32 protein-coding genes and 1 pseudogene are annotated in these 26,725 nt (G+C 54.3%); 25 read left to right on the top strand and 8 right to left on the bottom strand.

From position 1 onward, the window contains the following. The first annotated feature begins 124 nt into the window (after window positions 1-124). A pseudogene (locus ACZ1HF_RS04740) lies at window positions 125-1,667 on the top strand (trimethylamine methyltransferase family protein). On the opposite strand, the gene ACZ1HF_RS04735 reads toward ACZ1HF_RS04740, so the two are convergent. Beyond that, window positions 1,668-1,958, bottom strand: coding sequence for a DUF6477 family protein (locus ACZ1HF_RS04735; protein WP_472656420.1), 291 nt, complete (start codon window positions 1,956-1,958; stop codon window positions 1,668-1,670). A gap of 205 nt (window positions 1,959-2,163) precedes the next feature. Here ACZ1HF_RS04735 and ACZ1HF_RS04730 point away from each other — a divergent pair, with 205 nt between their 5' ends. The 4 genes from ACZ1HF_RS04730 to ACZ1HF_RS04715 all read left to right on the top strand — a co-directional run bounded on the left by ACZ1HF_RS04730 (window position 2,164) and on the right by ACZ1HF_RS04715 (window position 5,370). Continuing rightward, window positions 2,164-3,300 (top strand): DUF6456 domain-containing protein, encoded by a 1,137-nt coding sequence (locus tag ACZ1HF_RS04730; protein ID WP_472656419.1) that lies wholly within the window; start codon window positions 2,164-2,166, stop codon window positions 3,298-3,300. Window positions 3,301-3,488: 188 nt separating this feature from the next. Beyond that, window positions 3,489-4,448, top strand: coding sequence for a lipoyl synthase (lipA, locus tag ACZ1HF_RS04725; protein WP_472656418.1), 960 nt, complete (start codon window positions 3,489-3,491; stop codon window positions 4,446-4,448). A 124-nt stretch (window positions 4,449-4,572) separates the two neighbouring features. Next, window positions 4,573-4,941, top strand: coding sequence for a hypothetical protein (locus ACZ1HF_RS04720; protein WP_472656417.1), 369 nt, complete (start codon window positions 4,573-4,575; stop codon window positions 4,939-4,941). A gap of 39 nt (window positions 4,942-4,980) precedes the next feature. Beyond that, window positions 4,981-5,370 (top strand): hypothetical protein, encoded by a 390-nt coding sequence (locus tag ACZ1HF_RS04715; protein WP_472656416.1) that lies wholly within the window; start codon window positions 4,981-4,983, stop codon window positions 5,368-5,370. A 30-nt stretch (window positions 5,371-5,400) separates the two neighbouring features. On the opposite strand, the gene ACZ1HF_RS04710 is transcribed toward ACZ1HF_RS04715, so the two are convergent. Next, on the bottom strand, window positions 5,401-6,054 hold the full coding sequence (locus ACZ1HF_RS04710) for an alpha/beta hydrolase (RefSeq protein ID WP_472656415.1): 654 nt from the start codon (window positions 6,052-6,054) through the stop codon (window positions 5,401-5,403). Between the two features lie 165 nt (window positions 6,055-6,219). On the opposite strand from ACZ1HF_RS04710, the gene iscR reads away from it, so the two are divergent. The 11 genes from iscR to ACZ1HF_RS04655 all read left to right on the top strand — a co-directional run bounded on the left by iscR (window position 6,220) and on the right by ACZ1HF_RS04655 (window position 15,314). Beyond that, window positions 6,220-6,681, top strand: a complete 462-nt coding sequence (gene iscR, locus ACZ1HF_RS04705) for a Fe-S cluster assembly transcriptional regulator IscR (protein ID WP_472656414.1) — start codon at window positions 6,220-6,222, stop codon at window positions 6,679-6,681. 34 nt (window positions 6,682-6,715) lie between these two features. Then, on the top strand, window positions 6,716-7,843 hold the full coding sequence (locus ACZ1HF_RS04700; protein ID WP_472656413.1) for a cysteine desulfurase family protein: 1,128 nt from the start codon (window positions 6,716-6,718) through the stop codon (window positions 7,841-7,843). Window positions 7,844-7,860: 17 nt separating this feature from the next. Then, a complete protein-coding gene (gene sufB / locus ACZ1HF_RS04695; protein WP_472656412.1) occupies window positions 7,861-9,381 on the top strand; it encodes a Fe-S cluster assembly protein SufB in 1,521 nt (506 codons plus the stop codon). Then, on the top strand, window positions 9,378-9,737 hold the full coding sequence (locus ACZ1HF_RS04690; RefSeq protein WP_472656411.1) for a DUF2513 domain-containing protein: 360 nt from the start codon (window positions 9,378-9,380) through the stop codon (window positions 9,735-9,737). The genes sufB and ACZ1HF_RS04690 overlap by 4 nt, the downstream gene beginning before the upstream one ends. Continuing rightward, window positions 9,734-10,048 (top strand): heavy metal-binding domain-containing protein, encoded by a 315-nt coding sequence (locus ACZ1HF_RS04685; protein WP_472656410.1) that lies wholly within the window; start codon window positions 9,734-9,736, stop codon window positions 10,046-10,048. The genes ACZ1HF_RS04690 and ACZ1HF_RS04685 overlap by 4 nt, the downstream gene beginning before the upstream one ends. Before the next feature lie 253 nt (window positions 10,049-10,301). Continuing rightward, window positions 10,302-10,832, top strand: coding sequence for a hypothetical protein (locus tag ACZ1HF_RS04680; protein WP_472656409.1), 531 nt, complete (start codon window positions 10,302-10,304; stop codon window positions 10,830-10,832). A 127-nt stretch (window positions 10,833-10,959) separates the two neighbouring features. Next, window positions 10,960-11,715, top strand: a complete 756-nt coding sequence (gene sufC / locus ACZ1HF_RS04675) for a Fe-S cluster assembly ATPase SufC (protein WP_472656408.1) — start codon at window positions 10,960-10,962, stop codon at window positions 11,713-11,715. Then, window positions 11,715-13,001, top strand: coding sequence for a Fe-S cluster assembly protein SufD (gene sufD / locus ACZ1HF_RS04670; protein ID WP_472656407.1), 1,287 nt, complete (start codon window positions 11,715-11,717; stop codon window positions 12,999-13,001). The genes sufC and sufD overlap by 1 nt, the downstream gene beginning before the upstream one ends. A gap of 16 nt (window positions 13,002-13,017) precedes the next feature. Then, window positions 13,018-13,503: a YIP1 family protein gene (locus ACZ1HF_RS04665; RefSeq protein WP_472656406.1), complete on the top strand. Its 486-nt coding sequence runs from the start codon at window positions 13,018-13,020 to the stop codon at window positions 13,501-13,503. Window positions 13,504-13,507: 4 nt separating this feature from the next. After that, entirely contained in the window at window positions 13,508-14,101 is a 594-nt protein-coding gene (locus ACZ1HF_RS04660; protein ID WP_472656405.1) for a Yip1 family protein, read from the top strand. Beyond that, window positions 14,094-15,314 carry a cysteine desulfurase gene (locus ACZ1HF_RS04655; RefSeq protein ID WP_472656404.1) on the top strand — a complete coding sequence of 407 codons (1,221 nt, stop codon included), beginning with the start codon at window positions 14,094-14,096 and terminating at the stop codon, window positions 15,312-15,314. Before ACZ1HF_RS04660 ends, ACZ1HF_RS04655 begins: the two co-directional genes overlap by 8 nt. A 79-nt stretch (window positions 15,315-15,393) precedes the next feature. Here ACZ1HF_RS04655 and ACZ1HF_RS04650 read toward each other — a convergent pair whose 3' ends face one another. Together ACZ1HF_RS04650 and ssb are read right to left on the bottom strand one after the other, a co-directional pair. Further along, window positions 15,394-16,512, bottom strand: a complete 1,119-nt coding sequence (locus ACZ1HF_RS04650) for a tetratricopeptide repeat protein (RefSeq protein ID WP_472656403.1) — start codon at window positions 16,510-16,512, stop codon at window positions 15,394-15,396. Between the two features lie 242 nt (window positions 16,513-16,754). Beyond that, the gene (gene ssb / locus ACZ1HF_RS04645; protein WP_472656402.1) at window positions 16,755-17,246 is read right to left on the bottom strand and encodes a single-stranded DNA-binding protein; all 492 of its coding nucleotides are present in this window, start codon (window positions 17,244-17,246) and stop codon (window positions 16,755-16,757) included. Window positions 17,247-17,401: 155 nt separating this feature from the next. Between ssb and ACZ1HF_RS04640 the strand changes: the two genes are divergently transcribed. After that, window positions 17,402-17,998, top strand: coding sequence for a lytic transglycosylase domain-containing protein (locus tag ACZ1HF_RS04640; RefSeq protein ID WP_472656401.1), 597 nt, complete (start codon window positions 17,402-17,404; stop codon window positions 17,996-17,998). Between the two features lie 15 nt (window positions 17,999-18,013). Here the strand turns inward: ACZ1HF_RS04640 and ACZ1HF_RS04635 are convergent, their stop codons facing one another. Beyond that, window positions 18,014-18,805, bottom strand: coding sequence for an enoyl-CoA hydratase (locus ACZ1HF_RS04635; protein ID WP_472656400.1), 792 nt, complete (start codon window positions 18,803-18,805; stop codon window positions 18,014-18,016). Window positions 18,806-18,862: 57 nt separating this feature from the next. On the opposite strand from ACZ1HF_RS04635, the gene ACZ1HF_RS04630 reads away from it, so the two are divergent. Then, window positions 18,863-19,285, top strand: coding sequence for a PaaI family thioesterase (locus tag ACZ1HF_RS04630; protein WP_472656399.1), 423 nt, complete (start codon window positions 18,863-18,865; stop codon window positions 19,283-19,285). 161 nt (window positions 19,286-19,446) lie between these two features. Here the strand turns inward: ACZ1HF_RS04630 and ACZ1HF_RS04625 are convergent, their stop codons facing one another. Continuing rightward, window positions 19,447-19,680: a DUF1127 domain-containing protein gene (locus ACZ1HF_RS04625; RefSeq protein ID WP_472656398.1), complete on the bottom strand. Its 234-nt coding sequence runs from the start codon at window positions 19,678-19,680 to the stop codon at window positions 19,447-19,449. 96 nt (window positions 19,681-19,776) lie between these two features. Between ACZ1HF_RS04625 and ACZ1HF_RS04620 the strand changes: the two genes are divergently transcribed. From ACZ1HF_RS04620 to ACZ1HF_RS04595, 6 genes are all read left to right on the top strand, one after another. Beyond that, entirely contained in the window at window positions 19,777-21,213 is a 1,437-nt protein-coding gene (locus ACZ1HF_RS04620) for an aminotransferase-like domain-containing protein (RefSeq protein WP_472656397.1), read from the top strand. Between the two features lie 151 nt (window positions 21,214-21,364). Continuing rightward, window positions 21,365-21,826: a 50S ribosomal protein L13 gene (gene rplM, locus ACZ1HF_RS04615; RefSeq protein WP_472656396.1), complete on the top strand. Its 462-nt coding sequence runs from the start codon at window positions 21,365-21,367 to the stop codon at window positions 21,824-21,826. Between the two features lie 2 nt (window positions 21,827-21,828). Then, a complete protein-coding gene (gene rpsI, locus ACZ1HF_RS04610; protein WP_472656395.1) occupies window positions 21,829-22,332 on the top strand; it encodes a 30S ribosomal protein S9 in 504 nt (167 codons plus the stop codon). 148 nt (window positions 22,333-22,480) lie between these two features. Further along, the gene (locus ACZ1HF_RS04605) at window positions 22,481-23,329 is read left to right on the top strand and encodes an ABC transporter permease (protein WP_472656394.1); all 849 of its coding nucleotides are present in this window, start codon (window positions 22,481-22,483) and stop codon (window positions 23,327-23,329) included. Next, on the top strand, window positions 23,326-24,132 hold the full coding sequence (locus ACZ1HF_RS04600; RefSeq protein WP_472656393.1) for an ABC transporter permease: 807 nt from the start codon (window positions 23,326-23,328) through the stop codon (window positions 24,130-24,132). The genes ACZ1HF_RS04605 and ACZ1HF_RS04600 overlap by 4 nt, the downstream gene beginning before the upstream one ends. Beyond that, entirely contained in the window at window positions 24,129-25,217 is a 1,089-nt protein-coding gene (locus ACZ1HF_RS04595) for an ABC transporter ATP-binding protein (RefSeq protein ID WP_472656392.1), read from the top strand. Before ACZ1HF_RS04600 ends, ACZ1HF_RS04595 begins: the two co-directional genes overlap by 4 nt. Here the strand turns inward: ACZ1HF_RS04595 and ACZ1HF_RS04590 are convergent. Continuing rightward, window positions 25,169-25,567, bottom strand: a complete 399-nt coding sequence (locus tag ACZ1HF_RS04590; RefSeq protein WP_472656391.1) for an antibiotic biosynthesis monooxygenase family protein — start codon at window positions 25,565-25,567, stop codon at window positions 25,169-25,171. The two genes, ACZ1HF_RS04595 and ACZ1HF_RS04590, sit on opposite strands and share 49 nt — an antisense overlap. Next, the gene (locus ACZ1HF_RS04585) at window positions 25,564-25,887 is read right to left on the bottom strand and encodes an NIPSNAP family protein (RefSeq protein WP_472656390.1); all 324 of its coding nucleotides are present in this window, start codon (window positions 25,885-25,887) and stop codon (window positions 25,564-25,566) included. The genes ACZ1HF_RS04590 and ACZ1HF_RS04585 overlap by 4 nt, the downstream gene beginning before the upstream one ends. A gap of 86 nt (window positions 25,888-25,973) precedes the next feature. Between ACZ1HF_RS04585 and ACZ1HF_RS04580 the strand changes: the two genes are divergently transcribed. Then, window positions 25,974-26,651 carry an ArsR/SmtB family transcription factor gene (locus ACZ1HF_RS04580; protein WP_472656389.1) on the top strand — a complete coding sequence of 226 codons (678 nt, stop codon included), beginning with the start codon at window positions 25,974-25,976 and terminating at the stop codon, window positions 26,649-26,651. Window positions 26,652-26,725 lie beyond the last annotated feature (74 nt).

Here is a 26,725-nt window from a genome sequence, read left to right as displayed (position 1 = left end):
ACACACGCTTTTCTGATCTGATCACGCCGGAATGTCGCATTCGCGTGTGATGGGACGCATTTTGGCGTCAGGTTTGGTTCAAGTGCGGTAGATATATTTGAAAATCGCGAACAGGGGATCGATCATGGCAGAGACAGTTGCACCACGCAGACGCGCTCGGGGTGGTGGTGGCGCAGCCCGGCGGGCCGAACGGACGGCCGTCAGTATCGAAACGGCCAAATATATCGAGCGTAACATCCCGAATTTCGAAGTGCTGACTGAAGAGGCGCTTCAAATCATTGAAGCAAACGCTGAAACTGTTCTAGAAGAGATCGGTATCGCCTTTACCGATAACCCCTCAGCGCTGGATCGCTGGCGTGACGCCGGTGCCAATGTTACGGGGGAACGGGTGCGCATCCCGAAAGGGCTGGCGCGCAAGTTATGTGCAACGGCGCCTTCCATGATCACGCAACATGCCCGTAATTCCGAGCGCTCGGTCGAAATTGGCGGCAAAAACCTTGTTATTGCACCTGTTTACGGCCCACCTTTCGTGCGTGATCTGGCTGGCGGACGGCGCTATGGCACCATTGCGGATTTCCAGAAATTCGTGAAGCTCGGTTATATGTCGAAATGGCTGCACCATTCGGGCGGAACCTTGTGTGAGCCGACCGATGTGCCGGTCAACAAGCGCCATCTGGATATGCTCTATTCGCATATGTCGCTCAGTGACAAGCCGTTCATGGGCTCGGTCACGGAACCTGTGCGCGCACAGGATCTCGGTCGATATGTGCGAGATTTTGTTCGGTGGTCTTGACGGGCGCTGCGTGATGACATCGCTGATCAACATCAACTCTCCGATGACCCTTGATGCAACAATGGTCGGCGCGCTTGAGGTCTATGCGAAGGCAGGGCAGGCCTGCATCATCTCGCCCTTTATCGTGGGCGGCGCGATGGCACCTGTTTCGGTCGCCGGAACATTGACGCAAGTGCTGGCAGAGGTGCTGGCGGGCGTGGCTTACGCGCAGTTGGTCAACCCCGGCGCGCCCTGCATTTTTGGGGCCTTCGTGACGTCCATCGATATGAATTCCGGCGCGCCAACTTTTGGCACTCCAGAAGCGGCACATATCACATATGGCGCGGGTCAGTTGGCACGACGCCTTCGCTTGCCTTACCGTTCAGCTGGATCGTTCTGTGGCTCAAAACTGCCCGATGCACAAGCGGCCTATGAGACGTCGAACTCGCTGAATATGGGTCTTTTGGCAGGCGTGAATTTCATGCTGCACGGATGCGGTTGGCTGGAAGGTGGTCTTGTCGCCTCTTTCGAAAAGTTTGTGATGGATGCAGATCAGTTGGGGACGTTGCATCATCTCGCCAAAGGCGTTGCGGTCGATGAAAATGCCCAAGCCATGGACGCTATCCGCGAGGTGGGGCCGGGCGGGCATTATCTGGGCTGCGCTCACACGCAGGCCAATTTCAAAGACGCGTTCTGGCGGTCAGAATTGCTGGATTACAAGCCGTTTGAGACCTGGCTGGACGAGGGTGAGCGCGATACTCAAACCTTGGCAGCTGCCAGGGTCGAGAAGTTGCTGAATGACTATCAGCAACCCATGCTCGACCCTGCCATTGATGAAGCTCTGAAAGCTTTTGTTCAGCAGAAAAAAGAGTCGATGCCGGACTCATTCACCTGATCAGGCACGCATTTCACGCGGCAAAAGTCGGCATTCGGCCATCAGGGCGATCAGCACCTCGATATGGCGGGCGATGGAATAGGTTCCGTCGCCGATTTTGCGTTCTTCTTCAAGATGTTCTTCCTGTTCAATGAGTTTTTCAAGCAGGTCGGCAGAGCTGTTTGAAGCGCCAAACCCGACAATTCTGCGCAGATCACGTGCGCGGTTGTAATCAGATAGTCCGTGACGGGCAGCCCGAACCAAAAGGCGAGGGCGGCGTAGGTTATCAAGAACAGTTTTAATATCAGACATTCGGGTAATCCTCCGGTTCAAAATCGAAGGTCAAAATACGCAAGCTTTGCCGTTGTTGCGTGGTTTTGAGAAGGCCGAACGGTCCTGTAAAACTTGTTTACGAATTGTAAGGGAATCGTTCGAAAAGCGCGGTCCATTAACCAACTGGAAAGCAATACAACCTCAAGTTGTGCTCACTATTTTGGGCGAAAGGGGATGTTTTGCTATGGCTTTTTATGAACAAATTCAAGAGGTAAGCTGCTTTCCGGCATGGGTTCCGGCAGCTGCGCGCCGCTATCTTCAACACACAGAGGAAGGTTTGTCCCTCCGTGACGTTGCACGGGAGGAAGGCTGCCATGCGTCCACCGTTTTGCGTCAGGTCAGGCGTTTTGAGAACCGCCGGGACGACCCTTTGATTGATGAAGCCCTCGACCGTCTTGGACACCTGATGACAGCCCAGAACTCAACCGATTTCAACAAAGGAAGCACCGATATGAATGCACATGCACGCCAGCCAATTATTTCTGATGAAGACACTATTGCCCGCGAGGCACGTCGTATTTTGAGACGCCTTTGCGAAAGCGGCGCGGTGCTGGCGTTGGCCGCTGATATGAATAAGGCGGTTGTGTTACGCCAGACCGCGGATGGTCCACCAACGCGCACAGCGGTCGTTTCACGCGACATCGCGCAGGCTTTTGCATTGAAAGACTGGATTTCCTGCACGCGGTCAGGGCGTGTGACGTCCTATTCAATTACCTCTGCCGGGCGGTCCGCGCTGAAGCGGTATCTGGCCGAAGATATGCAACGCCGTCGTCAGAAATCGGGTGCTGACGAAAATCTGGGCGCATTTGCCGAGCAGCATATGGAATGGGGCGAACGCGATGTGTCAGAAGACGGATCTGACACGCCGCAGAAGATCCGGTGCAATATGGCAGAAAGCCCGCTTGCAATGCTGTCACGGCGCAAAGACAAGGACGGCAAGCCATTTCTGGACCTTGCACTTGTGCAAGCCGGAGAGCGGTTCCGCGAAGATTTTGAGTTGGCGCAGATGGGGCCACGGGTTGCGCAGAATTGGGACAGGTTCCTGACCAGTGGGGCCCGTGGCGGATTTTCGTCAGATAGCGGAATTGCCGAGGGTCCACGCAACGCGCGGGAACGGGTTATGGCCGCTCTGGATGATCTTGGGCCGGGGCTTGGGGATATCATCATGCGGTGCTGCTGTTTTCTTGAAGGCCTTGAGGCGGCTGAAAAGCGCATGGGGTGGTCGGCGCGCTCTGGCAAGGTCGTGTTGCGCATCGCACTGCAACGTCTCAGCCGTCACTACACAGAAAAACATGGCCGCGTCAGCGCTATGATCGGATAAACGCTGTTCGCTAACCCAGCATTTTCCAAAAGGCAAAGTTATGAAGGGCGTGCGATTAGCGCGTCCTTTTCATTTGGCGCGTTTCGCAGAGATAGTATTATGCAGATCAGCCATGCGCGCGCATTTCTTGCCCATCTGCTGTCTGATGGTTAAGTGTAGGCAAGTTCCCCGCTTAAGGATGCATCCTGATGACCACTCGTGATCTGAAAATTCCCAGCCAGCGCCATCCTGAAAAGGCGAAACGCCCTGATAATGCGCAGCCGAAGAAGCCTGACTGGATCAGGGTGAAAGCCCCCATGGGAGAAGGGTACAAGAAAACCCGCGATATTATGCGCGAAAATCGTCTCGTGACGGTTTGCGAAGAGGCAGGCTGCCCCAATGTTGGGGAGTGCTGGAATCAGGGCCATGCCACAATGATGATCATGGGTGATGTCTGCACACGGGCCTGCACGTTCTGCAACATTGCCACAGGCAAGCCGCCTGAGGCTTTGGACGTGTTTGAGCCGGGGCGTGTCGCGGATGCTGTGCAAAAGCTTGGGTTGAACCATGTTGTGATCACCTCGGTCGACCGCGACGATATCGAGGATGGCGGGGCTGCACATTTTGCTCAGACCATCCGCGCTATTCGCAAACGCTCTGCGGGCACCACGATTGAAATCCTGACACCAGACTTCATTAAATGCGATCCGTCCGTGCTGGAACAGGTGGTCGAGGCGCGCCCGGATGTGTTCAACCACAACCTTGAGACTGTGCCGGGACTCTACCCGGAAGTCCGCCCCGGTGCACGGTATTTCCATTCCCTGCGCCTGTTGCAACGGGTGAAAGAGCTGGACCCGACGATGTTCACCAAATCCGGCATTATGGTCGGTCTGGGCGAGGACCGGCAGGCGGTGATGCAAGTCATGGAAGATATGCGCGCGGCTGACATCGACTTTTTGACCATTGGGCAGTACCTGCAACCCACCCCGAAACACCACGCTGTTGACCGCTTTGTCACACCAGACGAATTTGCCGCTTACGAGAAAGCAGCCTATGGCAAAGGGTTCCTGATGGTCTCGGCAACGCCGCTTACCCGCTCAAGCTATCATGCGGGGGATGATTTCGCCAAACTTCGTGCCGCGCGCTTGGAAAAGTTTGGAAACGCCTAGCACCATAGATAAAAGCTCGGCCAGTCTCTGGGTATCGACCGAGCGGGTTATCGTTTTGCCAACAACATGTGCTGTCACAGGGCGTGTCGTTTGGGATCCTTTAAAATCGCTTTGGTTGGTTGCAATGCTACTGATCACGATTGTTTTCGCTCCTATGAGCCTCAGTTGGTCCAGTTTCGCGGTTTTCGTTTTGACGACTGGGATTACGGTTATGGCTGGGCACTCCGTCGGGATGCATCGGATGCTGATCCATCACGCGTTTCGCGGGCCCTTATGGCTGGAACGGTTGTTGATCTGGTTGGGCACGCTTGTGGGGATGGCGGGTCCTTTTGGAATGATCCGTGCCCATGACATGCGTGATTGGCATCAAAAACAAAGTATATGCCCAGATCATCCCACCCATAATGCAGGTTTTTGGAAAGATGCATGGTGGCAATTACATTGCCGCTTTGATCTGGACCATCCACCCGCGCTGCAGATCGAAGAGATCTGAAGCAATGACCCGGTGCTGCGCTTTATCGAAAGGACGTGGATGGCTCAACAAATCCCAGTTGCGTTTATTCTGTGGCTGCTTGGTGGGTTGGAGTGGGTCATCTGGGGAGTGGCCGTAAGGGTTAGCGTTAGTCTGATTGGGCATTGGGCAGTTGGCCATTATGCGCATCGGCAAGGTCATCAGGGCTGGATTGTTGAAGGTTTGCCGGTTCAAGGTTACAATCTACCGTGGCTTGGGTTGCTAACATTTGGCGAGAACTGGCACGGAAACCACCATGCTTTTCCTCATTCCGCACGGCTTGGGGTTGAGGCAGGTCAGTTTGATCCAGGCTATTTATTCATTCGTGGGCTGGAAAAGCTTGGTCTCGTTCACGATATTCAACTGCCTCAAAGCAAGCCAATGCGGGCGGGTTTGACAAGAATCAGCTAAAGAACCCTCATCTATAGAGCAATATTTATCTTAACGCGTATTTTCTGTCAGGCGGCGCTTCACATATTCCTCAACCGAGCCTGTCAGAGTTTCCATGTGGTCATCCTCAAAGAAATGTCCCGCCCCCTCAACTTCCTGATGAGTTATGGTGATACCCTTCTGTTCATGCAGCTTGTTAACCAGACTGACCGTGTCGGCAGGTGGTGCGACGCGATCACCGAGGCCATTGATAATCAGGCCCGAGGACGGGCAGGGGGCCAGGAAGGAAAAGTCATACATATTCGCAGGTGGGCTGACCGAGATAAATCCGGTGATTTCCGGGCGGCGCATCAGCAATTGCATCCCGATCCAGGCACCAAAGCTGAAACCTGCAACCCAGCAATGTTTTGCGTTCTGGTTCATCGATTGCAGATAATCGAGCGCGGAGGCCGCATCCGACAGCTCCCCAATGCCCTGATCATATTCGCCTTGAGATCGGCCAACACCGCGGAAATTGAACCGCAACACATTAAAGCCCATATTATGGAACGTGTAATGCAGATTGTAGACGACACGGTTGTTCATTGTGCCGCCGAATTGCGGATGCGGATGCAATATGATTGCAATCGGGGCATCCTTGATTTTTGTTGGGTGGTAACGGCCTTCCAAGCGCCCCTCGGGGCCGGGAAAAATCACTTCGGGCATCTGGGTGTGGTCCCTCGCGTTGGTGGCTGGGCTGCTGTAATCTTGACGCTTGCGCTCAGCTAACCTAGAACAATTCTAAATTGGCAACTTTTTGGTCGCCATGATGGTTTGACTGAGTTAAGGCCCGCATTCGGTGGCGTCAATGATCTTTGGGGGATTTTGCGCATGAAACTAAGCACAAAGGGGCGCTATGCAATGGTTGCGCTGGCTGATCTGGCGCAACATGCGGATGCAGAACTTGTGTCCCTTGGCGAAATCTCGAAACGTCAGGACGTGTCTTTGCCCTATCTGGAGCAGCTTTTTGTCAAGCTTCGCCGCGCTGGCATCGTCGAATCCGTGCGCGGGCCGGGGGGCGGCTACAGGCTGGCGAAATCGCCGAATGCGATCCGTGTCAGTGAAATACTTGAAGCAGTGGATGAAACGGTCAACGCCTTGCATACCGGGGCTGGCGCTTCGGGCGGATTGTCTGGATCAAAAGCGCAATCTATGACCAACCGCTTATGGGAAAGCCTGAGCGCTCATGTCTATGTGTTTTTGCACCAGACCCGATTGTCGGACGTGGTTGGCAATGACCTGACGCCATGTCCTGCGGTTCCCACTCTATTTGAAGTGGTTGATGAGGGGTGAGCAACCGTGATCCCAGGATGATAGGGGCCGATCTATGAGCCGGGTGTATCTGGACTATAACGCAACCGCGCCTCTAAGGCGTGATGCCCGCGCAGCGATGATCGCGGCAATGGATGAGGTGGGCAACCCGTCAAGCATTCATGCAGAGGGCCGGGCGGCGAAGGCGATTGTCGAGAAGGCACGGGCGCAGGTGGCGCAGTTGGTTGGATGCGCGCCGACAGATGTGGTGTTCACCAGCGGGGCGACGGAAGCCGCAGCTTTGATCGTTCAAAATGCGAAGGGTGCTGTGTTCATATCCGAGAACTGCCATGACTGTTTTTGGGCACATGTTGATGAAGACGCTATTCGCCACATTCCAATTGATCACGATGGTCATGTGGACAGCGCTTGGTTGGACATGGAATTGCAAAAGACGCATAAAATTCTGCGTCAACCAAGCTTGGTGGCTCATTCCTTAGCAAACAGCGAAACAGGCGTTCTGGAGCAGGGCATGATACGACGTGCCGTCCTGGATAACCCGGCTCAGTTGGTTATGGACTGCGCGCAAGCCGTCCACCGGGGGAGCGTTTGTTTCAATGAGCCTTGGAATAGTTTTGCCATTCTGTCCGCGCATAAGTTAGGCGGACCCAAAGGCGTCGGGGCATTGGTGATCCGGCAAGGTCTTGACGTGCAGGCGCAGATCAAAGGTGGCGGACAAGAAATGGGCCGTCGGTCCGGCACGGAAAATGTCATTGGTATCGCAGGATTCGGCGCTGCGGCCGAGGCTGCAGCGCGTGATTTGGCCAATGATGTGTGGGATCGGGTTGCACAACTTAGAAATATTCTAGAAAAGGCTCTTGAGGCTGAGACAAAGAATACTATTTTTGTCGGGAAAGGGTCAAAACGTCTGCCAAACACCTCTTGCCTCGCCACGCCGGGCTGGAAGAGCGAGACTCAGGTGATGCAGATGGACCTTGCCGGGTTTGCGATTTCGGCGGGCTCGGCCTGTTCCAGCGGCAAGGTGAAGACCAGCCGGGTTTTGAAGGCCATGGGCTATGACGACCTAACGGCCTCCAGCGCGATACGGGTGTCACTGGGGCCCGAGACGACAGAAGATGAGGTGCTGCGCTTCGTGGATGCGTGGCTGAAGGCGGAAAAGAAATTTCGGGCAAAAGCGGCCTGAATATTTAGGAGAACAGAATGTCTGCTTTGGACACTGACGTAAAAGAAGGCGTCGATCAGGAAACCGTTGATGCGGTGCGCGAAGTAGGCGGTGCCTATAAATACGGCTGGGAAACAGAGATAGAGATGGACTACGCCCCCAAAGGCGTTGGCCCCGATATCGTGCGGCTGATCTCCGAGAAAAATGACGAACCAGAGTGGATGACCGAATGGCGTCTGGCGGCGTTTGAAAGATGGAAAAAGATGTCCGAGCCCGAATGGGCGATGGTGGATTACCCAAAGATCGACTATCAGGATATCTATTATTACGCTTCTCCGAAATCGATGGCCGAGAAGCCCAAAAGCCTTGATGACGTTGATCCCAAGCTTTTGGATACATACAAAAAACTTGGCATCCCATTAAAGGAACAGATGATCCTTGCCGGTGTCGAAGGGGCCGAGGCTGCGCCCGCCGAGGGCCGCAAGGTCGCTGTGGATGCGGTGTTTGACAGCGTTTCGGTCGGGACAACCTTTCAGGCGGAATTGAAGAAGGCCGGAGTTATCTTCTGCTCGATCTCGGAGGCTATTCGGGAACACCCTGAGCTGGTGAAAAAATATCTGGGCTCAGTCGTGCCAGTCACAGACAATTTCTTTGCAACGCTCAACAGCGCTGTCTTCAGTGACGGCTCTTTCGTCTATGTGCCGCCTGGCGTGCGCTGCCCGATGGAGCTGAGCACCTATTTCCGGATCAATGCGGAAAATACAGGCCAGTTCGAGCGGACTTTGATCATTGCTGACAAGGGCTCTTATGTCTCTTACCTTGAGGGCTGCACGGCACCTATGCGCGACACCAACCAACTGCATGCCGCTGTGGTAGAATTGGTGGCGCTGGAGGATGCGGAAATCAAATATTCCACCGTGCAAAACTGGTATCCCGGTGATGAAAACGGTGTTGGCGGGATCTATAATTTTGTGACCAAACGCGCCGATTGCCGGGGCGACAGATCCAAAGTGATGTGGACGCAGGTCGAAACCGGCTCTGCCGTGACCTGGAAATACCCGTCCTGCATCCTACGCGGAAATGACAGTCAGGGTGAATTCTATTCCATCGCCATCGCCAACAATATGCAGCAGGCCGATACAGGCACGAAGATGGTGCACCTGGGCAAGAATACGAAATCGCGGATCGTGTCTAAGGGCATTTCAGCGGGCAAGGCGCAGAACACCTATCGCGGGCTGGTGTCAATGCATCCGAAGGCCAAGGATAGCCGGAACTACACGCAATGTGACAGCTTGCTAATAGGTGACAAATGCGGGGCCCACACCGTGCCTTATATCGAGGTCAAGAATAACTCGAGCCGTGTCGAGCATGAGGCGACGACTTCGAAGGTCGATGATGACCAACTCTTCTACTGCCGCCAGCGCGGCATGGACGAGGAAGAGGCCGTCGCACTGGTCGTGAACGGGTTCTGCAAGGAGGTTCTGCAAGCACTGCCCATGGAATTTGCGATGGAAGCCCAACAGCTTGTGGCGATCTCACTTGAGGGGAGCGTGGGGTGAAACGTGACGATGATTTAATGCGTGATCTTCTTTTCCGGATTGAAGCAAACGAGGACCATCTCTCGATGGAATTTGGTAGTTCGCTTGGTATGTCAAAGGAAAAACGTCGAGAGGTAGGTCATCTTAAACTATTGGCGGATGCTGGATTCGTCGAAGCTAGTGGGAAACGCGGCGATGTGTATCGGTTAACTAACCAAGGTCACGACTTCATCGAAGCGATTAGAAGTGACACAACTTGGAAACGGACAAAGGAAATTGCGGAGAATGCAGGGGCAAAGACAATCGGAATTCTTGCTGATATTGCGGTAAACTTGGCAAAGCAAAAGATTGAAGCAGCGACAGGACTTAAGCTATGATCATCACAACAACACCGACCATCGAAGGCCATAAGATCACCGCTTATCACGGCATCGCCGTGGGTGAGGCGATCATGGGGGCCAATGTGGTCCGGGATGTTTTTGCCTCTATCACTGATATCGTCGGCGGGCGCTCGGGCGCGTATGAAAGCAAGCTGCAAGATGCCCGCGACACGGCCTTGCGTGAATTGGAAGAACGCGCCACAGCGCTTGGCGCGAATGCCGTTGTCGGCGTTGATCTGGATTATGAAGTTGTCGGGCAATCCATGCTCATGGTGTCGGCCTCTGGCACCGCTGTGACCATCTCGTGAAGTAGAAAACATTTGGAAATCAAGCCCTTGAATGCCAGTTTTGAAAACGAAGGTAAACATACCCTCAAAGGGGTTGATCCGGTGCGCGCACCGGCCAAGAGCTTTATGTCGATGCATCTGAAATCGCTTGGCCGCTTGGATGGTTTGGATAAGTCAGGACGTGCTTTTACACCAAATCTTTCCAAACTCTTGCCCGAAAAACGCCCTGTTTCGCAGTCAAATCCTGTTTTGACAGATGACTGTGGTGTGGAAAATGGATACCAGCGAAAACCAAAAACAAGGTTTTCAGGACCGTATCAGCCGCATCAATGGCGGCAAAGCCGTCGTGGCCGACGCCACATACGTGCCAACTTCTGTCGGGAATACGGCCAATCAGGCCGTGTCAACCAAAAGACCATCCGTTTTGTTCAGTATGCTATCTTACCCCCTAGCGTTTTTACTGGGCACAGCCTCGCTTTTGATCGGGCGAATTGTGGTGTTTCTCTATGGAACCAGCCAATACATAGGCGACGACTTTCTCGACGAGATGATCTTAATTTATGGCGATATCGGGATTTCTATCGTCCTTACAATAGTTTTGATGCCGATGTTCGGCTTGAAAGGCACAGCGCTTTCGATCCTCGATTTTCTAGGGTTTCTCGCAATATATCTGTTCGAAGGTCTGATAGCAGCAGAAATGCCCGATCTGTGGGCGGCGATGTTTTCTCCGGAATATACGGCGCGGATCATTCAGGAAGTTGGCTTCATAGATGTCGGTTCGCTCATTGGTCGAAACAGCTTCTAAAGCGTAACGTTTCGCTTTGTAGTAAATTACCCAGAAGTCGGTCCTTCGGGTCTCAAACTTTAATTCACCTACACACTCCGATACCTGCAGACATCAGTCTGCAGGCTGCTTTGCATTGAGAGGGATCATGCTAGAAATCAAAAATCTACACGTGTCACTGGAAGAAGAAGACAAGCAAATCCTCAAAGGGGTCGATCTGACGCTGGAAGATGGCAAGGTTCATGCGATCATGGGGCCGAACGGGTCTGGCAAGTCGACCTTGTCCTATGTGCTGTCTGGCAAGGGTGGTTACGAGGTCACGGACGGTACGGCGACGCTGGATGGTGCGGACATTCTGGACATGGAACCAGAAGAACGCGCCGCAGCCGGGCTGTTTCTAGCCTTTCAATACCCGGTAGAAATTCCGGGGGTCGGCAACATGACTTTTCTGCGCACGGCTGTGAACGCTCAACGTAAAGCGCGCGAGGAAGAAGAAATCTCGGCGGCTGACTTCCTGAAATTGGTGCGTGAAAAGGCCAAGAGCCTGAAGATTGATGCCGATATGCTGAAACGCCCCGTGAATGTAGGCTTTTCCGGTGGCGAGAAAAAACGCAACGAAATCCTGCAAATGGCGATGTTGGAGCCCAAGATGTGCATCTTGGATGAAACGGATTCCGGGCTTGATGTGGACGCGATGAAGCTGGTCGCTGACGGTGTGAACGCGCTGCGGGGGCAGGGGCGGTCTTTTCTGGTGATCACCCACTATCAACGTCTGCTCGATCATATCAAACCCGATGTTGTGCATATCATGGCCGATGGCAAAATTATCAAAACCGGCGGACCTGAACTTGCGCTTGAAGTCGAAAACAACGGCTATGCTGATTTGCTGGCGGAGGTCGCCTGATGGCATTGCCGGAAATCAAACAGAACGCCACCGAGGCTCGGCTGGCCGCGCTGACGCTACCGGACGGTGCAAAATGGGCCGTTGAGGCGCGCAAAGCGGCGTTAGGGCGTTTGCAGTCTATGGGGTTGCCATCACGTCGCGATGAATACTGGAAATACACCGACCCAGCCCACTTGATCAGCCCCGACGCACCGGAAGCTGCGATATTCGCCGCAGATGAAAAGCCGGTTTTCGGCGAGATCGATACGCTTAAAGTGATCTTTGTGGACGGCGTTTTCGATGCGGATGCCTCGGACGATCTGAGCCTCGAAAATGTAGAGATCACTCGCCTAGCAGATGCCGCAACCACGGATATACATTGGTCCAAAGATATGTACGGCGTGCTGGAAAACCGCGGTCAGACCCCTGTGCCGCGACCTCTGGCAGCATTGAATACGGCTTTTGCGACAGATGGTCTGATGATCCGCGCAACGGGTAAGGTTAGCAAACCGATCCAGCTGACCTATCACCATAAAGCGCGGAGTTCAGACGCAACCCTGCACCATTGCATCCGGGTAGAGCCGGGGGCCGAGGTGACTGTCATCGAAAATGGCCCCGCCGCCGCACGATTTAACAAGGCGATGGAAGTTGATGTGGCAGATAACGCGGCCTTTCACCATGTCCGCGCGCAAGGCCGGGACCATGAACGCCGTGCTGTCACCCATATTTTTGCCCATCTGGGTAATGAGAGTGTGTTCAAGAGCTTCACCCTGACGGCCAATGGTGTGATGACCCGGAATGAATGCGTGATTGAGCTGACCGGAAATGATGCTGTGGCACATGTTGCGGGCGCAGCTGTCGGGGACGGTGACTTCCATCATGATGATACTGTTTTCGTCACCCATGATGCGCTGAATTGCGAAAGCCGTCAGGTGTTCAAGAAAGTGCTGCGCAACGGTGCAACGGGCGTCTTTCAGGGAAAGATTCTTGTAAAAGAAGGCGCACAGAAAACAGACGGTTATCAAATCAGCCAGTCCTTGCTGCTGGATGAGGACAGCCAGTTCCTCGCCAAGCCTGAACTTGAGATTTATGCCGATGACGTCGCGTGTTCTCATGGTTCGACCTCTGGTGCGATTGATGAGGACGCTTTGTTCTATTTGCGGTCCCGAGGCGTTCCCGCAGACAAGGCACAGGATATGCTGGTGCTGGCCTTTCTGGCCGAAGCATTGGAGGAGATCGAGAATGAGGATATCGCCGCTGATTTGCTGAGCCGGTTGGAAAGCTGGCTGGCACGACGTCGCCCCTGAGCACGAGACATTCAGGATGTCCACCGCCCATGCCATTTTACGCAGCTACCGCGCGCCACGTGCGGTGTTGCGTCGCCATCTTGAAACTGGTGCGGGGGAAGAACGCGCGCTGGCTTGGGTGATGGCCGCCGCCGCCTTGTACTTTGTCGCGCAATTGCCAGCTCTGTCACGCAAGGCGCATCTTGACCCCGACGGTCCCGGATTTGATGCCCTTGCGGGCGGGGCGTTTCTGGGGACGGTTCTCATGGCCCCTTTGCTATTTTACGGCATCGCAGCGCTTAGTCATCTGGTGATGAAACTGTTCGGCGGGCAGGGGCGGTGGCTTGATGCGCGGTTGGCACTGTTCTGGGCTTTGCTGGCTGCAAGCCCGCTGGTGCTACTGCGTGGCTTGGTCGCAGGGTTTATTGGGGCTGGACCGGCATTATTGTTAACATCGCTAGTGGCTTTTGCAGGTTTTTTGTTTATCTGGATCAACGGCTTGATCGCGTTGGAGCGGGAATAACACGATGTTGCAAACTCTTTTACAGATGATCGGGAACACGATGCAATCCCCTCAGAAGGGATTACAGGATGCTTTGCGCGTAGCACCTGCCCGTAGTGAACTGTGGTGGCTGCTGGCGCTTGTTGCTGTCGTCAATGTCATCATGTCCGAAATCGCAAGCCGGATCGTATTGACGCATAACACTGATGTTGAAATGATGTTTACCATCCCTGCGCTTTATATGGCTGCGGGCGTTTTTGCAGGGCTTGTTGTTACAGCGATTTGCACACATTTCGTGGGGCGTGCTTTTGGTGGTACTGGTGATTTCGATGCCAGTCTCGGCGCGGTGATATGGCTTCAGTTTGTCCTTATGCCATTACAATTGGCGCAGTTGATCGTTCTTATTGTATCACCGGGGCTTGGGGTGTTGATCGGATTTGCTGGTGGCTTATTCGGCGTTTGGCTCTATGTGAATTTTCTGGCTGTTGTGCATGGATTTACGTCGCTTGGGTTGATATTTGCCGGGCTTTTGGTGTCGGTGTTTGGTATTCTGTTCAGCCTTAGTCTTGTGCTTAGCATAGTCGCCGTCCTTTTCGGTGTGGAGATCAGAAATGCTTGATGTAACATCCGTTCGAAAAGATTTCCCGATCCTCGCACGGAATGTCAACGACAAGCCGTTGGTCTATCTGGACAACGGTGCCTCGGCGCAGAAACCGCAGGTGGTGATTGATGCGGTCACGCAAGCCTACGCTCAGGAATATTCCAACGTGCATCGGGGCCTGCATTACCTGTCAAACCTTGCGACCGAGAAATACGAGGCTGTGCGCGGAACCATTGCCCGGTTTCTGAACGCGAAATCCGAGGATGAGATCGTCATGAACTCGGGCACGACCGAAGGGATTAACACGGTCGCTTATGGCTGGGCCATGCCACGCCTGGAACCGGGCGACGAGATCATTCTGTCGATCATGGAGCATCACGCCAATATCGTGCCGTGGCATTTCCTGCGCGAACGGCAGGGGGTGAAACTGGTCTGGGTTGATGTGGACGCCAATGGCGATCTGGACCCGGAAAAGGTGATTGCCGCGATCACGCCCCGCACCAAACTGATTGCAATCACGCATCTGTCCAATGTGCTTGGCACCAAGGTTGATGTGAAAACCATCTGCTCGGCAGCCCATGACAAGGGCGTGCCAGTGCTGGTTGATGGATCACAAGCCGCTGTGCACATGCCCGTGGATGTGCAGGATATCGGCTGTGATTTCTATGCGATCACGGGGCACAAGCTTTATGGCCCATCAGGCTCGGGCGCGATCTACATTCGAAGCGACCGCATGTCCGAGATGCGTCCGTTTATGGGTGGCGGTGATATGATCCGCGAGGTTCACAAGGATGTTGTGACCTATAACGATCCGCCGATGATGTTTGAGGCCGGCACCCCCGGCATTGTTCAGATGATCGGTCTGGGCGTCGCTTTGGACTATATGATGGATCTGGGAATGGCAGATATTGCGGCCCATGAAGCGCATTTGCGCGACTATGCGCGGGATCGGCTGAACGGATTGAACTGGCTGAACGTGCAGGGGCAAAGCCCTGACAAAGCAGCCATCTTTTCGTTTACGCTGAACGGCGCGGCCCATGCACATGACATATCGACCGTGCTGGACAAAAAGGGTGTCGCGGTGCGCGCAGGGCATCACTGCGCACAACCGTTGATGGAGCATATGGGCGTAACCGCGACCTGCCGTGCTTCCTTTGGGTTGTATAACACCACGAACGAGGTCGACGTGCTGATCGACGCGCTGGAGCTATGTCACGACCTGTTTGACTAATCCGGACCTTGGAGCGGATTTATGACACGAGGCGCTGATTGTCTGAGGCATGCTCAGAATACGGCATAAAATCAGTGTTTCAAAGCGTGATCAGTTTGGCCCATTCACTAAAGCATCTTTCCGCTTGATCTATGCAGGCCCGGACGGCGTTGCGGGTCTTGTCATCATAAGTGCCGGTAATTTTTCCACGATAGAGCCCCATATTTTCTAGAAACTCCTGAAAAAGCAGAACTGCATCTCGACCACCAGCCTTGAAGTAACGCTGCATAATTTCCATGGCCTTATCAGGTTGATCAAACAGATGGGCGTATATGATTCCCTTCACCCTGAGTGCCTGAGCGTCCTCCGACGCAGCTGGATTATTTTTCCCTAAGTTCGTTTGCAATGCCTGCAAAAACTCTTGGAACTGAGGCAGATGTCTCACCCAAGCATCGAGGTAAGGATCAGCCAGTTCGTATTCACCAGTTTTTACATACGAGAAAAACAACGAAAATAAAATATCATTATCATCTGGTGTAAGGTCATATGCGCGTTTGGCGTCGATGATGACCTTTGCGTAGTTTTCTTGCTCAAACCATATGTTTGCACGGGCCATCAAGGGCACGGTGCTGGTAGGATTTAGTGCGATGGCTTGATCATAGGCAGCAAGCGCATCTTCGATTTTGCCAGTTTTTCTGAGGTAATCGGCAAGTTTTTTATAGGCGAACCAATTATCCGGTTCGAGTTGGATATAGCGTTGCGCATCTTTAATGGCGGCCTCGAAATTTTCCGCACCAGCAAAAATGTTCGCCCGTTCTGCGAAGGCCCAAACATGGTCGGGGTGGCTTTCCAACAGGGTCGTAAGTGCTTCTGTCGCATCCTCTGTGCGATCCTGTAGGAGCAGTGCCATGTAACGCGCCCTCAGGTTCGGAAGACTGTTTGGGGTCATGCGAAGGGCAGCTTCGTAGTGATCTAAAGCGTCTTGCAAGGCGTTCTTATCACGACCGAGAGCTTCCAGAGTGCGCATGCGCCATTTTGATGCCCAAGAAGATTTGTCATTCAGGATTTGTGAAATCTCATGGTCAAGCAAAGCTCTTTTATGATCGTTTAGATTTGACCGAACAATACCGCGCTGTGTGTAATGCTTCCAATAGTCATCATCCAGTGCAATCGCGCGGTCCAGATCAGGTAGGGCTGCGGTGTAATCTTTCAGGCGCACATTGATTTGTGCGCGCCGTAGATGCAAAACAGACAAAGTGTGGGCATCAACTTCGGCCGTTTCGATCAGCGTGGTGCAGGCGGCAATTCTGGCATTGCTATCCTGACCTGAAATACAAGTGGCAACGGGGTCGTCCTTTCCCAACGTGTAGGCCAACAGGCCGAAGGTGCAGGTCAGGATGAGCAGGCTTATATTGCGTAGTGACATATCCAAAATCCTAAATGGCTCACTACTATAAGCATTTAGAACGGGATGTCATCATCCATATCGCTAGGGCGCGCGGATTGCCCGCCGCCCATGGATGACCCGCCACCGCGGTCATCATAGCCCATCGCATCCCCGCCACCATATCCGCCGCTGCCACCACTGCCGCCGCCTTCGCCGCGACCGTCAAGCATGGTCAGGGTCGAGGTATAAGGGCGCAGAACAACTTCGGTCGAATAACGGTCTGCACCGGATTGATCCTGCCATTTACGGGTTTCAAGCTGGCCCTCGATATAGACCTTGGACCCTTTCTTCAGATATTGCTCGGCCACGCGGGCCAGAGGTTCCGAGAAGATCGCGACGGAATGCCATTCAGTTCGCTCGCGCCGTTCACCAGTGTTTTTGTCTTTCCAGGTCTCGGACGTCGCAATGCGCAGGTTGCAAACCTTGCCGCCGTTCTGGAATGTGCGGACCTCGGGGTCGCGCCCGAGATTGCCGATAATGATGACCTTGTTGACTGAGCCTGCCATGTTCTTGTCCCCGAATCTGAAATTTCGTCGAAACCTACATGAGCGCGACAAGGTTAATAAGAGGAAAAAATGCTGTTTCCTTAGTCGAAAGGCTGGTCGCCGGACCAAAATCAGGTATATTGCATCCCTATAAAGCGATAAACCCGAGATTTCTGATGCGATATGTAATAAGTGTGGCGATAGCGCTTTCATTGGCTGTGCCGACAGTAGCTGTTTCTGAAGGGCTTGCGTCAAGCGGATCGACCAGTTCCCGGTCGGCGGTTTTCAAATCTCAGGCGAAATTGCTGGATGGCAGGCTGTCGACGCAATACCGGGCATCGGGCAGGTTGCGGCCCAAGCTTGATCAGACCCGTGCTTTTACAGCCATCCCAAGCTATCGCGGATCTTATCGTGGGGCCTATCTAGAAACGGCCAAGGCTGCGGCGCGTAAATACGGCGTACCAGAGGATTTGTTCCTGCGGCTTGTGCAGCAGGAAAGCGGTTGGAAGCCGAATGCGCGATCTCATAAAGGGGCCATTGGGCTGGCGCAGCTGATGCCTGCGACAGCGCGCAATCTGGGGGTGAACCCCCGTGATCCGATGCAAAATCTGGATGGCGGTGCGCGCTATCTCAGCCGTATGTACCGTAAATTCGGCACATGGCGTCTGGCGTTGGCGGCTTATAATGCAGGCCCTGCCGCAGTTGAGAGGCATAACGGGATCCCGCCATACCGAGAAACCAAGAACTACGTGCGGATCATCTTGGGCAGCTAGGCTGACCCGACAATTTCATTGCGACCAGTCCGGCGGGCGTTTTTCCAGAAACGCGCTGATGCCTTCTTCGGTGTCGCGGTAGGCCATGTTTTCGACCATGACATCGCCTGTATAGGCGTAGGCCTGTTTGATCGGCATGTGTAGTTGTTCATAGAAAGCCTGCTTTCCGATCTTCATCGCCACACCCAGCTTTGCGGCAAGCGTTTCGGCCAAACCTTCTGTTTCAGCAGCAAGCTGATCTGGCGCGGCGACGCGGTTTATCAACCCAAGCTCGCGGGCGCGTTCGGCGGTGATGAAAGCCCCGGTGGTCAACATCTCAAACGCCTGTTTGCGTGGGATATTGCGGCTGAGCGCAACCATAGGGGTCGAGCAGAACAAGCCAATATTGACGCCATTGACCCCAAAGCGTGTATCGTCAGCGGCACAGGCCAGATCGCAGGACGCCACAAGCTGGCATCCGGCAGCTGTTGCAATCCCGTGAACCTGCGCGATGACCGGTTGCGGCATCTTCTGTATAGTCAACATCATCTTGGCACATCGATCAAACAGGGTTTTGAACGCGGCTTTGCCCCCATCTTCGGATTGACGGGCCGCGGTCATTTCTTTCAGGTCATGCCCCGCACAAAACGCCTTACCCGCCCCGGATAGAATTACGGCCCTGATATCAGGGGTGGCAGCGATATCATCGAACGCGCCTTGCAGGGCGGCCAACATATCCATGCTGAGCGCGTTCAGTTTTTGCGGTGTGTTCAGGGTCAGCCGGGCGATGGGGCCGGTGTCTTCGCGGATAAGGATATCAGGCGTCATCTTGTCATTCCTTGTCTGATGCGCTCAGGTTAGGCGCAGAATCGGGGTGGGGGAAGCATGGAATTGAAGATGAGTATTGCGGAAATGCAGACATTCCTGCAACGCGACTTCACACAAGTGGTTGACGATTTCGAGTTTATTGACCTGAAGCCCATGCAAATCACCATGGCGCTTAACGCGCAAGACAAGCATTTACGCCCCGGTGGGACCGTATCTGGGCCGACGATGTTTGCGCTGGCAGATGTGGCTGCTTATTTTGCCATTCTTGGGATGATTGGCCCAGTCGCCTTGGCCGTGACAACTAATTGTTCGATTGATTTTATGCGCAAACCCGCCCCTGGGCAGCTCTTTTGTCGGATGGATATTCTGAAGCTGGGGCGCAGTCTGGCGGTTTGTGAGGGACGTCTGTTTAATGAGGGCGCTGCCGATAAACCCGTCGCACGGGCATCATTGACCTATTCAATCCCGCTCGTGGGGTAGGGGCGTAGTTATGGGTTAATTGACATTGGATGCGTTGGTGAGGTGTAAATCGATATTCTTGGTTTCCCAATGAGGGCATTCAAGCAGGTATCAAATGCTATGACGTGATACCCACCATTCAACAGGTAGAGGCCGGACCCGCTCAGGCCCGGCCAGCCTAGTTATGACCGCCAGAAAAAGCGCGAGGCTTCTTTCATTGCTTGTTCTCGTGTCAGGCCGATATCGCGTAGGGTATCGTCGGTCAGGTGTCTCAGCGTGTGCCGGCTGCGGTAGGCTTCATCCCATGTCATCACCACATAAGCCACCTTGATCGCAATACGTGACAGTGGTGCAAGCGTTACACGGGCTGACAGTGCTGACAGGTGGATATGGTGTGGTTGTGATAACAGTGCCATGGGATTGGCCTCCATAATTGTATTGATACAATATAGCGATTACGCTATGCTTAATTAATACAAAGTGCGATTGTGTGCGTCCAGAGAAAGATTGTTATGAATACAATATGGTTTCCCGATCTTAGCGCCACCACTGCACCGAAATATCAGGTTCTGAGCGATGCGATCCGGGAAGCGGTGCAAACGGGTGCGCTTGTGCAGGGGGAAAAACTGCCCCCCGTGCGTGAGGTTGCCTATCAGTTGGGGGTCACGCCCGGCACTGTTGCGCGCGCCTATTCCCGACTGGTGGATGCGGGGTGCCTGGAAGCTGTCGTCGGGCGGGGGACTTTTGTTGCCGAGACCGCCGGTGACGCGTCCGCGCGCCCCGAGACCATGCAGCCGTTGTTTAATGGTGAGATCGAGGTGGATTCTGTCGATCATAAGAAAGGCGGGGATGTCTATCGCGTCAACATGATCTCGCCGCATCTGCCAAGCGTTGGACAAGCCCGGTTGATCCGGCATTTGCTGGCCGATCTGGCGCAAGACCCGCCATCGGGGGTTATGCATTACCCAAGCCGCAACGCCTCGCGCCCCGCGCGGGTTGCTGTGGCGCAATGGCTGGCACATGCGCCGATTGGGTCCGTGACCGAGAAAAACGTCATCCTTGCCAATGGCGGTCAAAATGCGATTCTTCTTGTGTTTCAGGCGCTTCTTAAGGGGCGTAGGCCCACAATTCTTGTGGAAGAGCTGGCCTATCCGGGGTTCCGTCGCGCGGCTGAGCTGTTGCGGGCGGATGTCGTGCCTGTCGCAATGGATCAGGACGGGATCATCCCCGAAGCCCTAGAGGCCGCCGCGCGTACCCATGAAGCGCAGATATTGTGTACATGCCCCGAGGTTCACAATCCGACCTGCGGGTTCACACCAGAGGCACGGCGTATAGAAATCGCTCAGATCGCCCGCAAACTCAATTTCGATATTCTCGAGGATGATTGCTACACAATGGACGCCGCGCAGACGCCGTCTTACCGGATGCTTGCCCCGGAACGCAGCTGGTATGTCGCGTCGCTTTCGAAAATTCTGACACCTTCGTTGCGGCTTGGCTTTGTTGTGACCCCCGAGGAAAAGGCAGCCCAATTGCGCCGTGCAGCAGAGCATTCTTTCTTTGGTATCGCAACGCCGCTGACGGATCTATGCGCGAAACTGCTTACCCATCCCGACACGAGAGCCCTTGCAAATCAAGTGCGTGGGGAAGCCAATATTTATATTCAATCCGCTGTGAATATCCTTGGATCATATGATCTGGTCTGGCGTAAGGACGTCTTGTTTCTGTGGTTAAGGCTTCCCGAGGGGTGGCGGGCAAGCGCCTTCTGTCAGGCGGCAGAGGCCGAAGATGTGCAAATCCGGTCTGCCGAAGATTACCAAGCGCGTTCTGCGCCGACACGTCATTCGGTCCGGCTGGCCATCAATGCGGGTGTCAGTCTCGAGAGTTTCGAGAATGCGCTGTGCAGGCTTCGCGTCCTTCTGGACAACCCACCGGAAAGCATAATTATCTGAATGTATGGGGTATTATAGTACCTTATTTTTAAGCAATTGTTTTATAATGATTTAATTCGCTACTTGCGTATTGACTGTGTCGCCAAAACCCTTAGAAACCCTCCATCCCAAGGGGCGTATGCCTTATGGACCTGATTTCTGAGGATAACACATGAAAACCTTTACCGCTAAACCAAGCGATATCGAGAAGAAATGGATCCTGATTGACGCCGAAGGCGTTGTTCTGGGCCGTCTGGCTTCGATCGTCGCAATGCGCCTGCGTGGCAAGCATAAACCGTCCTTCACGCCCCATATGGATATGGGTGACAATGTGATCATCGTGAATGCGGACAAGATACAACTGACTGGCAACAAGCGGAACAAGCCCAACTATTGGCATACGGGCCATCCCGGCGGGATCAAGTCGCGCACCAATGCCGAAATTCTGGAAGGCAAACACCCGGAACGTGTCGTCATGCAAGCCGTCAAGCGTATGTTGCCCGGTGGCGTTCTGAGCCGTCAGCAGATGACCAATCTTCGCGTCTACGCGGGCGCAGAGCACCCGCATGAAGCACAATCCCCCGAGGTTCTGGACGTCAAAGCCATGAACACCAAGAATACGCGGAGCGCATAAAGATGGCTGATGAAATCAAATCACTCGACGAATTGAACACCGTGGCCGAAGGCATCGAAAGCGCTTCTCCTGCGGAAGTTGTGGCTGCTGCAATCACACGCGAACCTCAACGTGATGAGCTTGGCCGCTCTTACGCGACCGGCAAGCGTAAGGATGCAATCGCGCGTGTCTGGATCAAGCCGGGCTCTGGCAAGGTTGTGGTCAATGGCAAGGAAATGCAGGCGTATTTCGCACGTCCCGTGTTGCAGATGATCCTGCGCCAACCGTTCACGGTGTCTGGCACGGAAGATCAGTTCGACGTTATGGCAACGGTCAAGGGCGGTGGTCTGTCGGGGCAGGCCGGTGCGGTCAAGCACGGTATTTCCAAAGCGTTGCAGCTATATGATCCGTCCTTGCGCGGTGCGCTTAAGGCCGCAGGCTTCCTGACCCGTGACAGCCGTGTGGTTGAGCGGAAGAAATACGGTAAGGCCAAAGCGCGTAAGAGCTTCCAGTTCTCGAAACGCTGATACTTTGCTGCTTTCGCAGTACAAAAGGCCTCGCATTTCGCGGGGCCTTTATTCATTTTATCACCGTCATGACTTGCCCCTGCTGGTCTTTCCTCGCAAACTTTGCCCGACCAAGTGAAGGCTTACGCAGATTAGCACCAGAATAGACATGGACGCCAAACGCGGATTGCTGCTTGTCAGCCCAACGGCTGCCTATGTTATCTTGCTACTTGCAGCCCCGCTGATGACAATCCTGGCCTTCAGCTTCTGGACGCAGGATTTCCTTGCGATTGATACAACATTCACCCTGGATAATTACCGCGAAGCCTTTGCCGACCCGATCTACCGGACATTGATGGCACGATCTCTGTGGATCTCGGGGGCGGTGACACTCGTGACAGTAATTCTGGCATTTCCGATCGCTTACTTCGTCTCGTTCCATGTCCCGCCCGAGCGTAAGGCGCTTTGGATATTCCTGATCACCATTCCATTCTGGACCTCTTATCTGCTGAGGGTCTTTTTGTGGAAGGTCATTCTGGGATTCAACGGTGTTTTGAACTCTGGCCTGCAAAGTATTGGTTTGATTGATGAACCTTTGACATTCATTCTGTATAATTCGAATGCTGTCGTCATCACGCTGGCCCATGCTTTTGCGCCGTTTACCATTCTTCCGATCTATGTCGCGCTAGAGAAGATAGACCGTTCCTTGCTGGAGGCGTCGCAGGATTTGGGCGAAAGCAAGTTCAGTACGTTTTTCCGTGTGACCCTGCCACTGGCGATGCCCGGTGTGATCGCAGCAACGCTGATCGTGTTTATTCCAACCATCGGCGATTATGTTACCCCGCGGCTGGTCGGGGGGCCGAACGGGTTGATGATTGCCAATATGATCCAGACGCAGTTTCTCAAACTGAATAATGCACCTCTTGGCGCGACCCTTTCTGTACTTGCAATGTGTTGTGTCACTGCGATTTCACTGATCTTTCTGTTCCTGAATCGCCGCTATCTGAGGACGCAATGAGCGGCGGCTGGCTACGCATATACGCAATCGCCTATCTGGTGTTTCTGTATGCTCCGGTGGTGTTGCTACCAGTTTTTGCCTTTAACGACGGCACTATCATCGCGTTCCCGTTGCAAGGTTTCACCACCCATTGGTTTGTGGAACTGGCGGGTATTCCAGCCATGCATGGCGCGTTGAAAAACAGTTTGTTCATCGCTGTTGTCACAGCGTGTCTGTCCACGATCCTTGGCATTTGTGCCGCCCGTGCCTCTACACGGTATCAGTTTCCGGGCAAGGGACCTGTAATGGGGCTGATCATGCTGCCACTGGTGCTGCCGGAAATCATCGTGGCGGTTTCGCTATTGGTGGTCATGATGCAACTGGGGTTTTCGCTGACAGTCTGGACAGTGATCCTGGGCCACACCTTGATCTGTACGCCATTTGCCATAGCCATCTTGACATCGGCCTTTCAGGGGCTGGATCGATTCTTGGAAGAAGCCGCGATTGATCTGGGCGAAACCCGCTGGGGGGCATTTCGCAAAGTTGTCCTGCCATTGGTGATGCCGGGGATCATTGCCTCCTTCCTGATTGCATTCACCATATCGCTGGACGAATTCATCATCGCGTTTTTCCTGACCGGGGCCGAGCCAACCCTGCCTGTCTATATCTGGAGCCAACTGCGCTTCCCCGCTAAACTACCATCGGTCATGGCTCTTGGCACTTTGTTACTGTTGGCGTCTCTGGTGGTGCTGAGCGTGGCCGAGTTTTTTCGCAGACGAGGTGTGCGTCGCACGGGCGGTAAAGATAGCGGAGGGTTCCTGTGACACCCATCATTTCGCTCAGCGATATTCAGAAACACTACGGCGACTACCATGCTTTGAAAGGTATCAATGCCGAAATACTGGCCGGTGAATTCTTTTCCCTTCTGGGTCCGTCCGGATGCGGCAAGACCACTTTGCTGCGGGTGATTGCGGGATTTGAAGATGTGTCATCGGGCGTTGTGATGATCGACGGGCACGATATGCGCGCTGTGCCCGCTAACAAACGCCCGACCAATATGGTGTTTCAGAGCTACGCGATCTTTCCGCATCTCAGCGTTGCCGAGAATGTGGGCTTCGGTCTGCGAAAATCTGGTCTTGCAACCCAAGCAAAGGCCACACTTATCGAGGACGCGCTGGATATGGTGGGGCTCGGGGGGTATGGTCAGCGCCGTGCCCATGCCTTGTCCGGCGGGCAACGGCAGCGCGTTGCCCTGGCGCGCGCATTGATCTTGAAGCCGAAAGTGCTGTTGCTGGATGAGCCGCTTTCGGCGCTGGACAAGAAGATGCGGGAACAGATGCAGGGCGAATTGCGCCGCCTGCAGCGCCATGTGGGTATTACTTTCATCCTCGTCACCCATGATCAGGAAGAAGCACTGATCATGTCGGACCGTATCGCCGTGATGTTTGAGGGCGAAATCGCACAAATGGCCTCTCCGCAAGATCTTTACCGCCGCCCGGTATCGCGACAAGTGGCAGAGTTCATCGGCGTGATGAATTTTCTGGGCGCAACTGTTCTGGATGAGCATCCGGGCAAGCTGTCGGTTGAGATTGAAGGTATCGGACGCGTGCAGATTGCGACGGATCAGGTGACGCCGGGGGCAGGGGGCAAGACTGGCGTGGTGGGTATTCGGCCCGAAGCCTTGACGCTGCTTTATGATCAACCGGCACAGGGGCGCAGCGTGATAGGCGTGGTCGAGGATTTGGCCTATTACGGCGACATGACATATTATCAGATGAAACTGGATGGCTCAGACAAGATTGTCACGGTGTCGATGAAAAACCTCACATCACGCCCTGTGCTGGATCGGGGGGCAAGCGCTCAGGTGGGCTGGGACGAGGGCGCTTTGGTGCTCTTTGGCGCCGTATAAGGACAGCCGTGATGCCGGTTGCTGTCCTCTGGGGCTTGGGTCCGGTTTTCAGTCAGACCGTAGTCGCGCAGCACTGATCCGATCCGCAACCGGTAGCCTGCGAATAACCCGTTACGTCCTGCTTCTTGTGCTGCGCGGTGTTCAGCCAGACTGCGCCAGTTTGCCAGGGCGGTTTCGTCCCGAAAAAAGCTGAGTGACAACATTTTCGACGGGTCTGTGATCGACTGGAAGCGTTCGACCGAAATGAAGCCGTCCACCTCTTCCAGCAAGGGGCGCAGCTGAGCTGCAATATCAAGATAGGCGTCCCGGTGGCCGTCTGCCGGTTGAACTTCGAACATAACTGCGATCATGTGTCGTCCCCATGTGGTGCCGAGGCCAGTTTCAGAAAGGTGCGATCCTCGCGCAGGATGAACTTTTCCGCCATGGCAAATTCGTAATTCTCACGTCCTAAAGAGTCTTGGCTCAGGCGTGCGCGGTAGGTCTCATAGTCTGCCAGTGATGGGATATTGTAAACGCCGTAAGCCAGTGTTGAGGACCCTTCATGTGGGGCATAGTAGCCGATCAAGTCCGCCCCGTTGCGCGGGATAACTTGCCCCCAGGTTTGTGCATATTGGATGAACGCGTCGCGTTTGGTTGGATCAATCTGGTAACGTATGAAGCAGGTTAGCATGGTTTTCTCCTTTATTGCGTTGTTCTAACGGATAGACCTACGCAGATGGTTCGACTATAATCGAACTATCCAAGCATGAGGGTGGCATGAAAGACGGACCAGATATTGCGCGTATTGCAGCATTGATCGGCGATCCTGGCCGCGCCAACATGCTGATTGCCTTGATGAGCGGCAAGGCTCTGACAGCAACTGAACTGGCCTCTGAGGCTGGTATCAGTAAACAAACCGCCAGCACCCATTTGATGCAGCTTGAACAAAGCGGGCTCTTGCACCGCGAGGCACAGGGGCGGCATCGATATTTCCGACTGGCGGACGAGGATGTGGCACATACGTTAGAGGCGTTGATGGGGCTGGCGGCAAAGCGCGGGCAATTGCGTACGCGCACCGGCCCAAGGGATCAAGAGCTGCGCCTTGCGCGGGTCTGCTACAACCATCTGGCAGGCGAGATGGGGGTACGGCTTTACGATAGCCTGCGCGCCCGCGGGGTTTTGCACCTGACACCCGACGGCTTGCAATTGACCGAAAAGGGGCAGTCGGAAATGGCAGCGCTGGGGCTTGATCTGACGGGAAAAAGTCGCGCGCCGATGTGCCGGGAATGTCTGGACTGGTCCGCGCGTCGGTCGCATCTGGCTGGCCGGTTGGGGCGCAGTATTCTGGACCACATCTATATGCGTGGGTGGGCAAAAAGGGCTGAGGGCACCCGCATTGTGCAGTTCACCGGGCAGGGCGATACCGCATTTCGCAAGGCGTTTCAGATAGAGTGACCGGGGTATGCCGGTTTGCGGTTTTCTTTTGACCTAACGTCAACGCTTCGCCTAAGCTGTTCCAATCGTTCAGT

This window comes from Litoreibacter sp. GN1-5, from assembly GCF_055693805.1.
The sequence above is the reverse complement of the archived record's forward strand: the minus strand, read 5'-3'. Positions and strand labels throughout refer to the sequence as shown.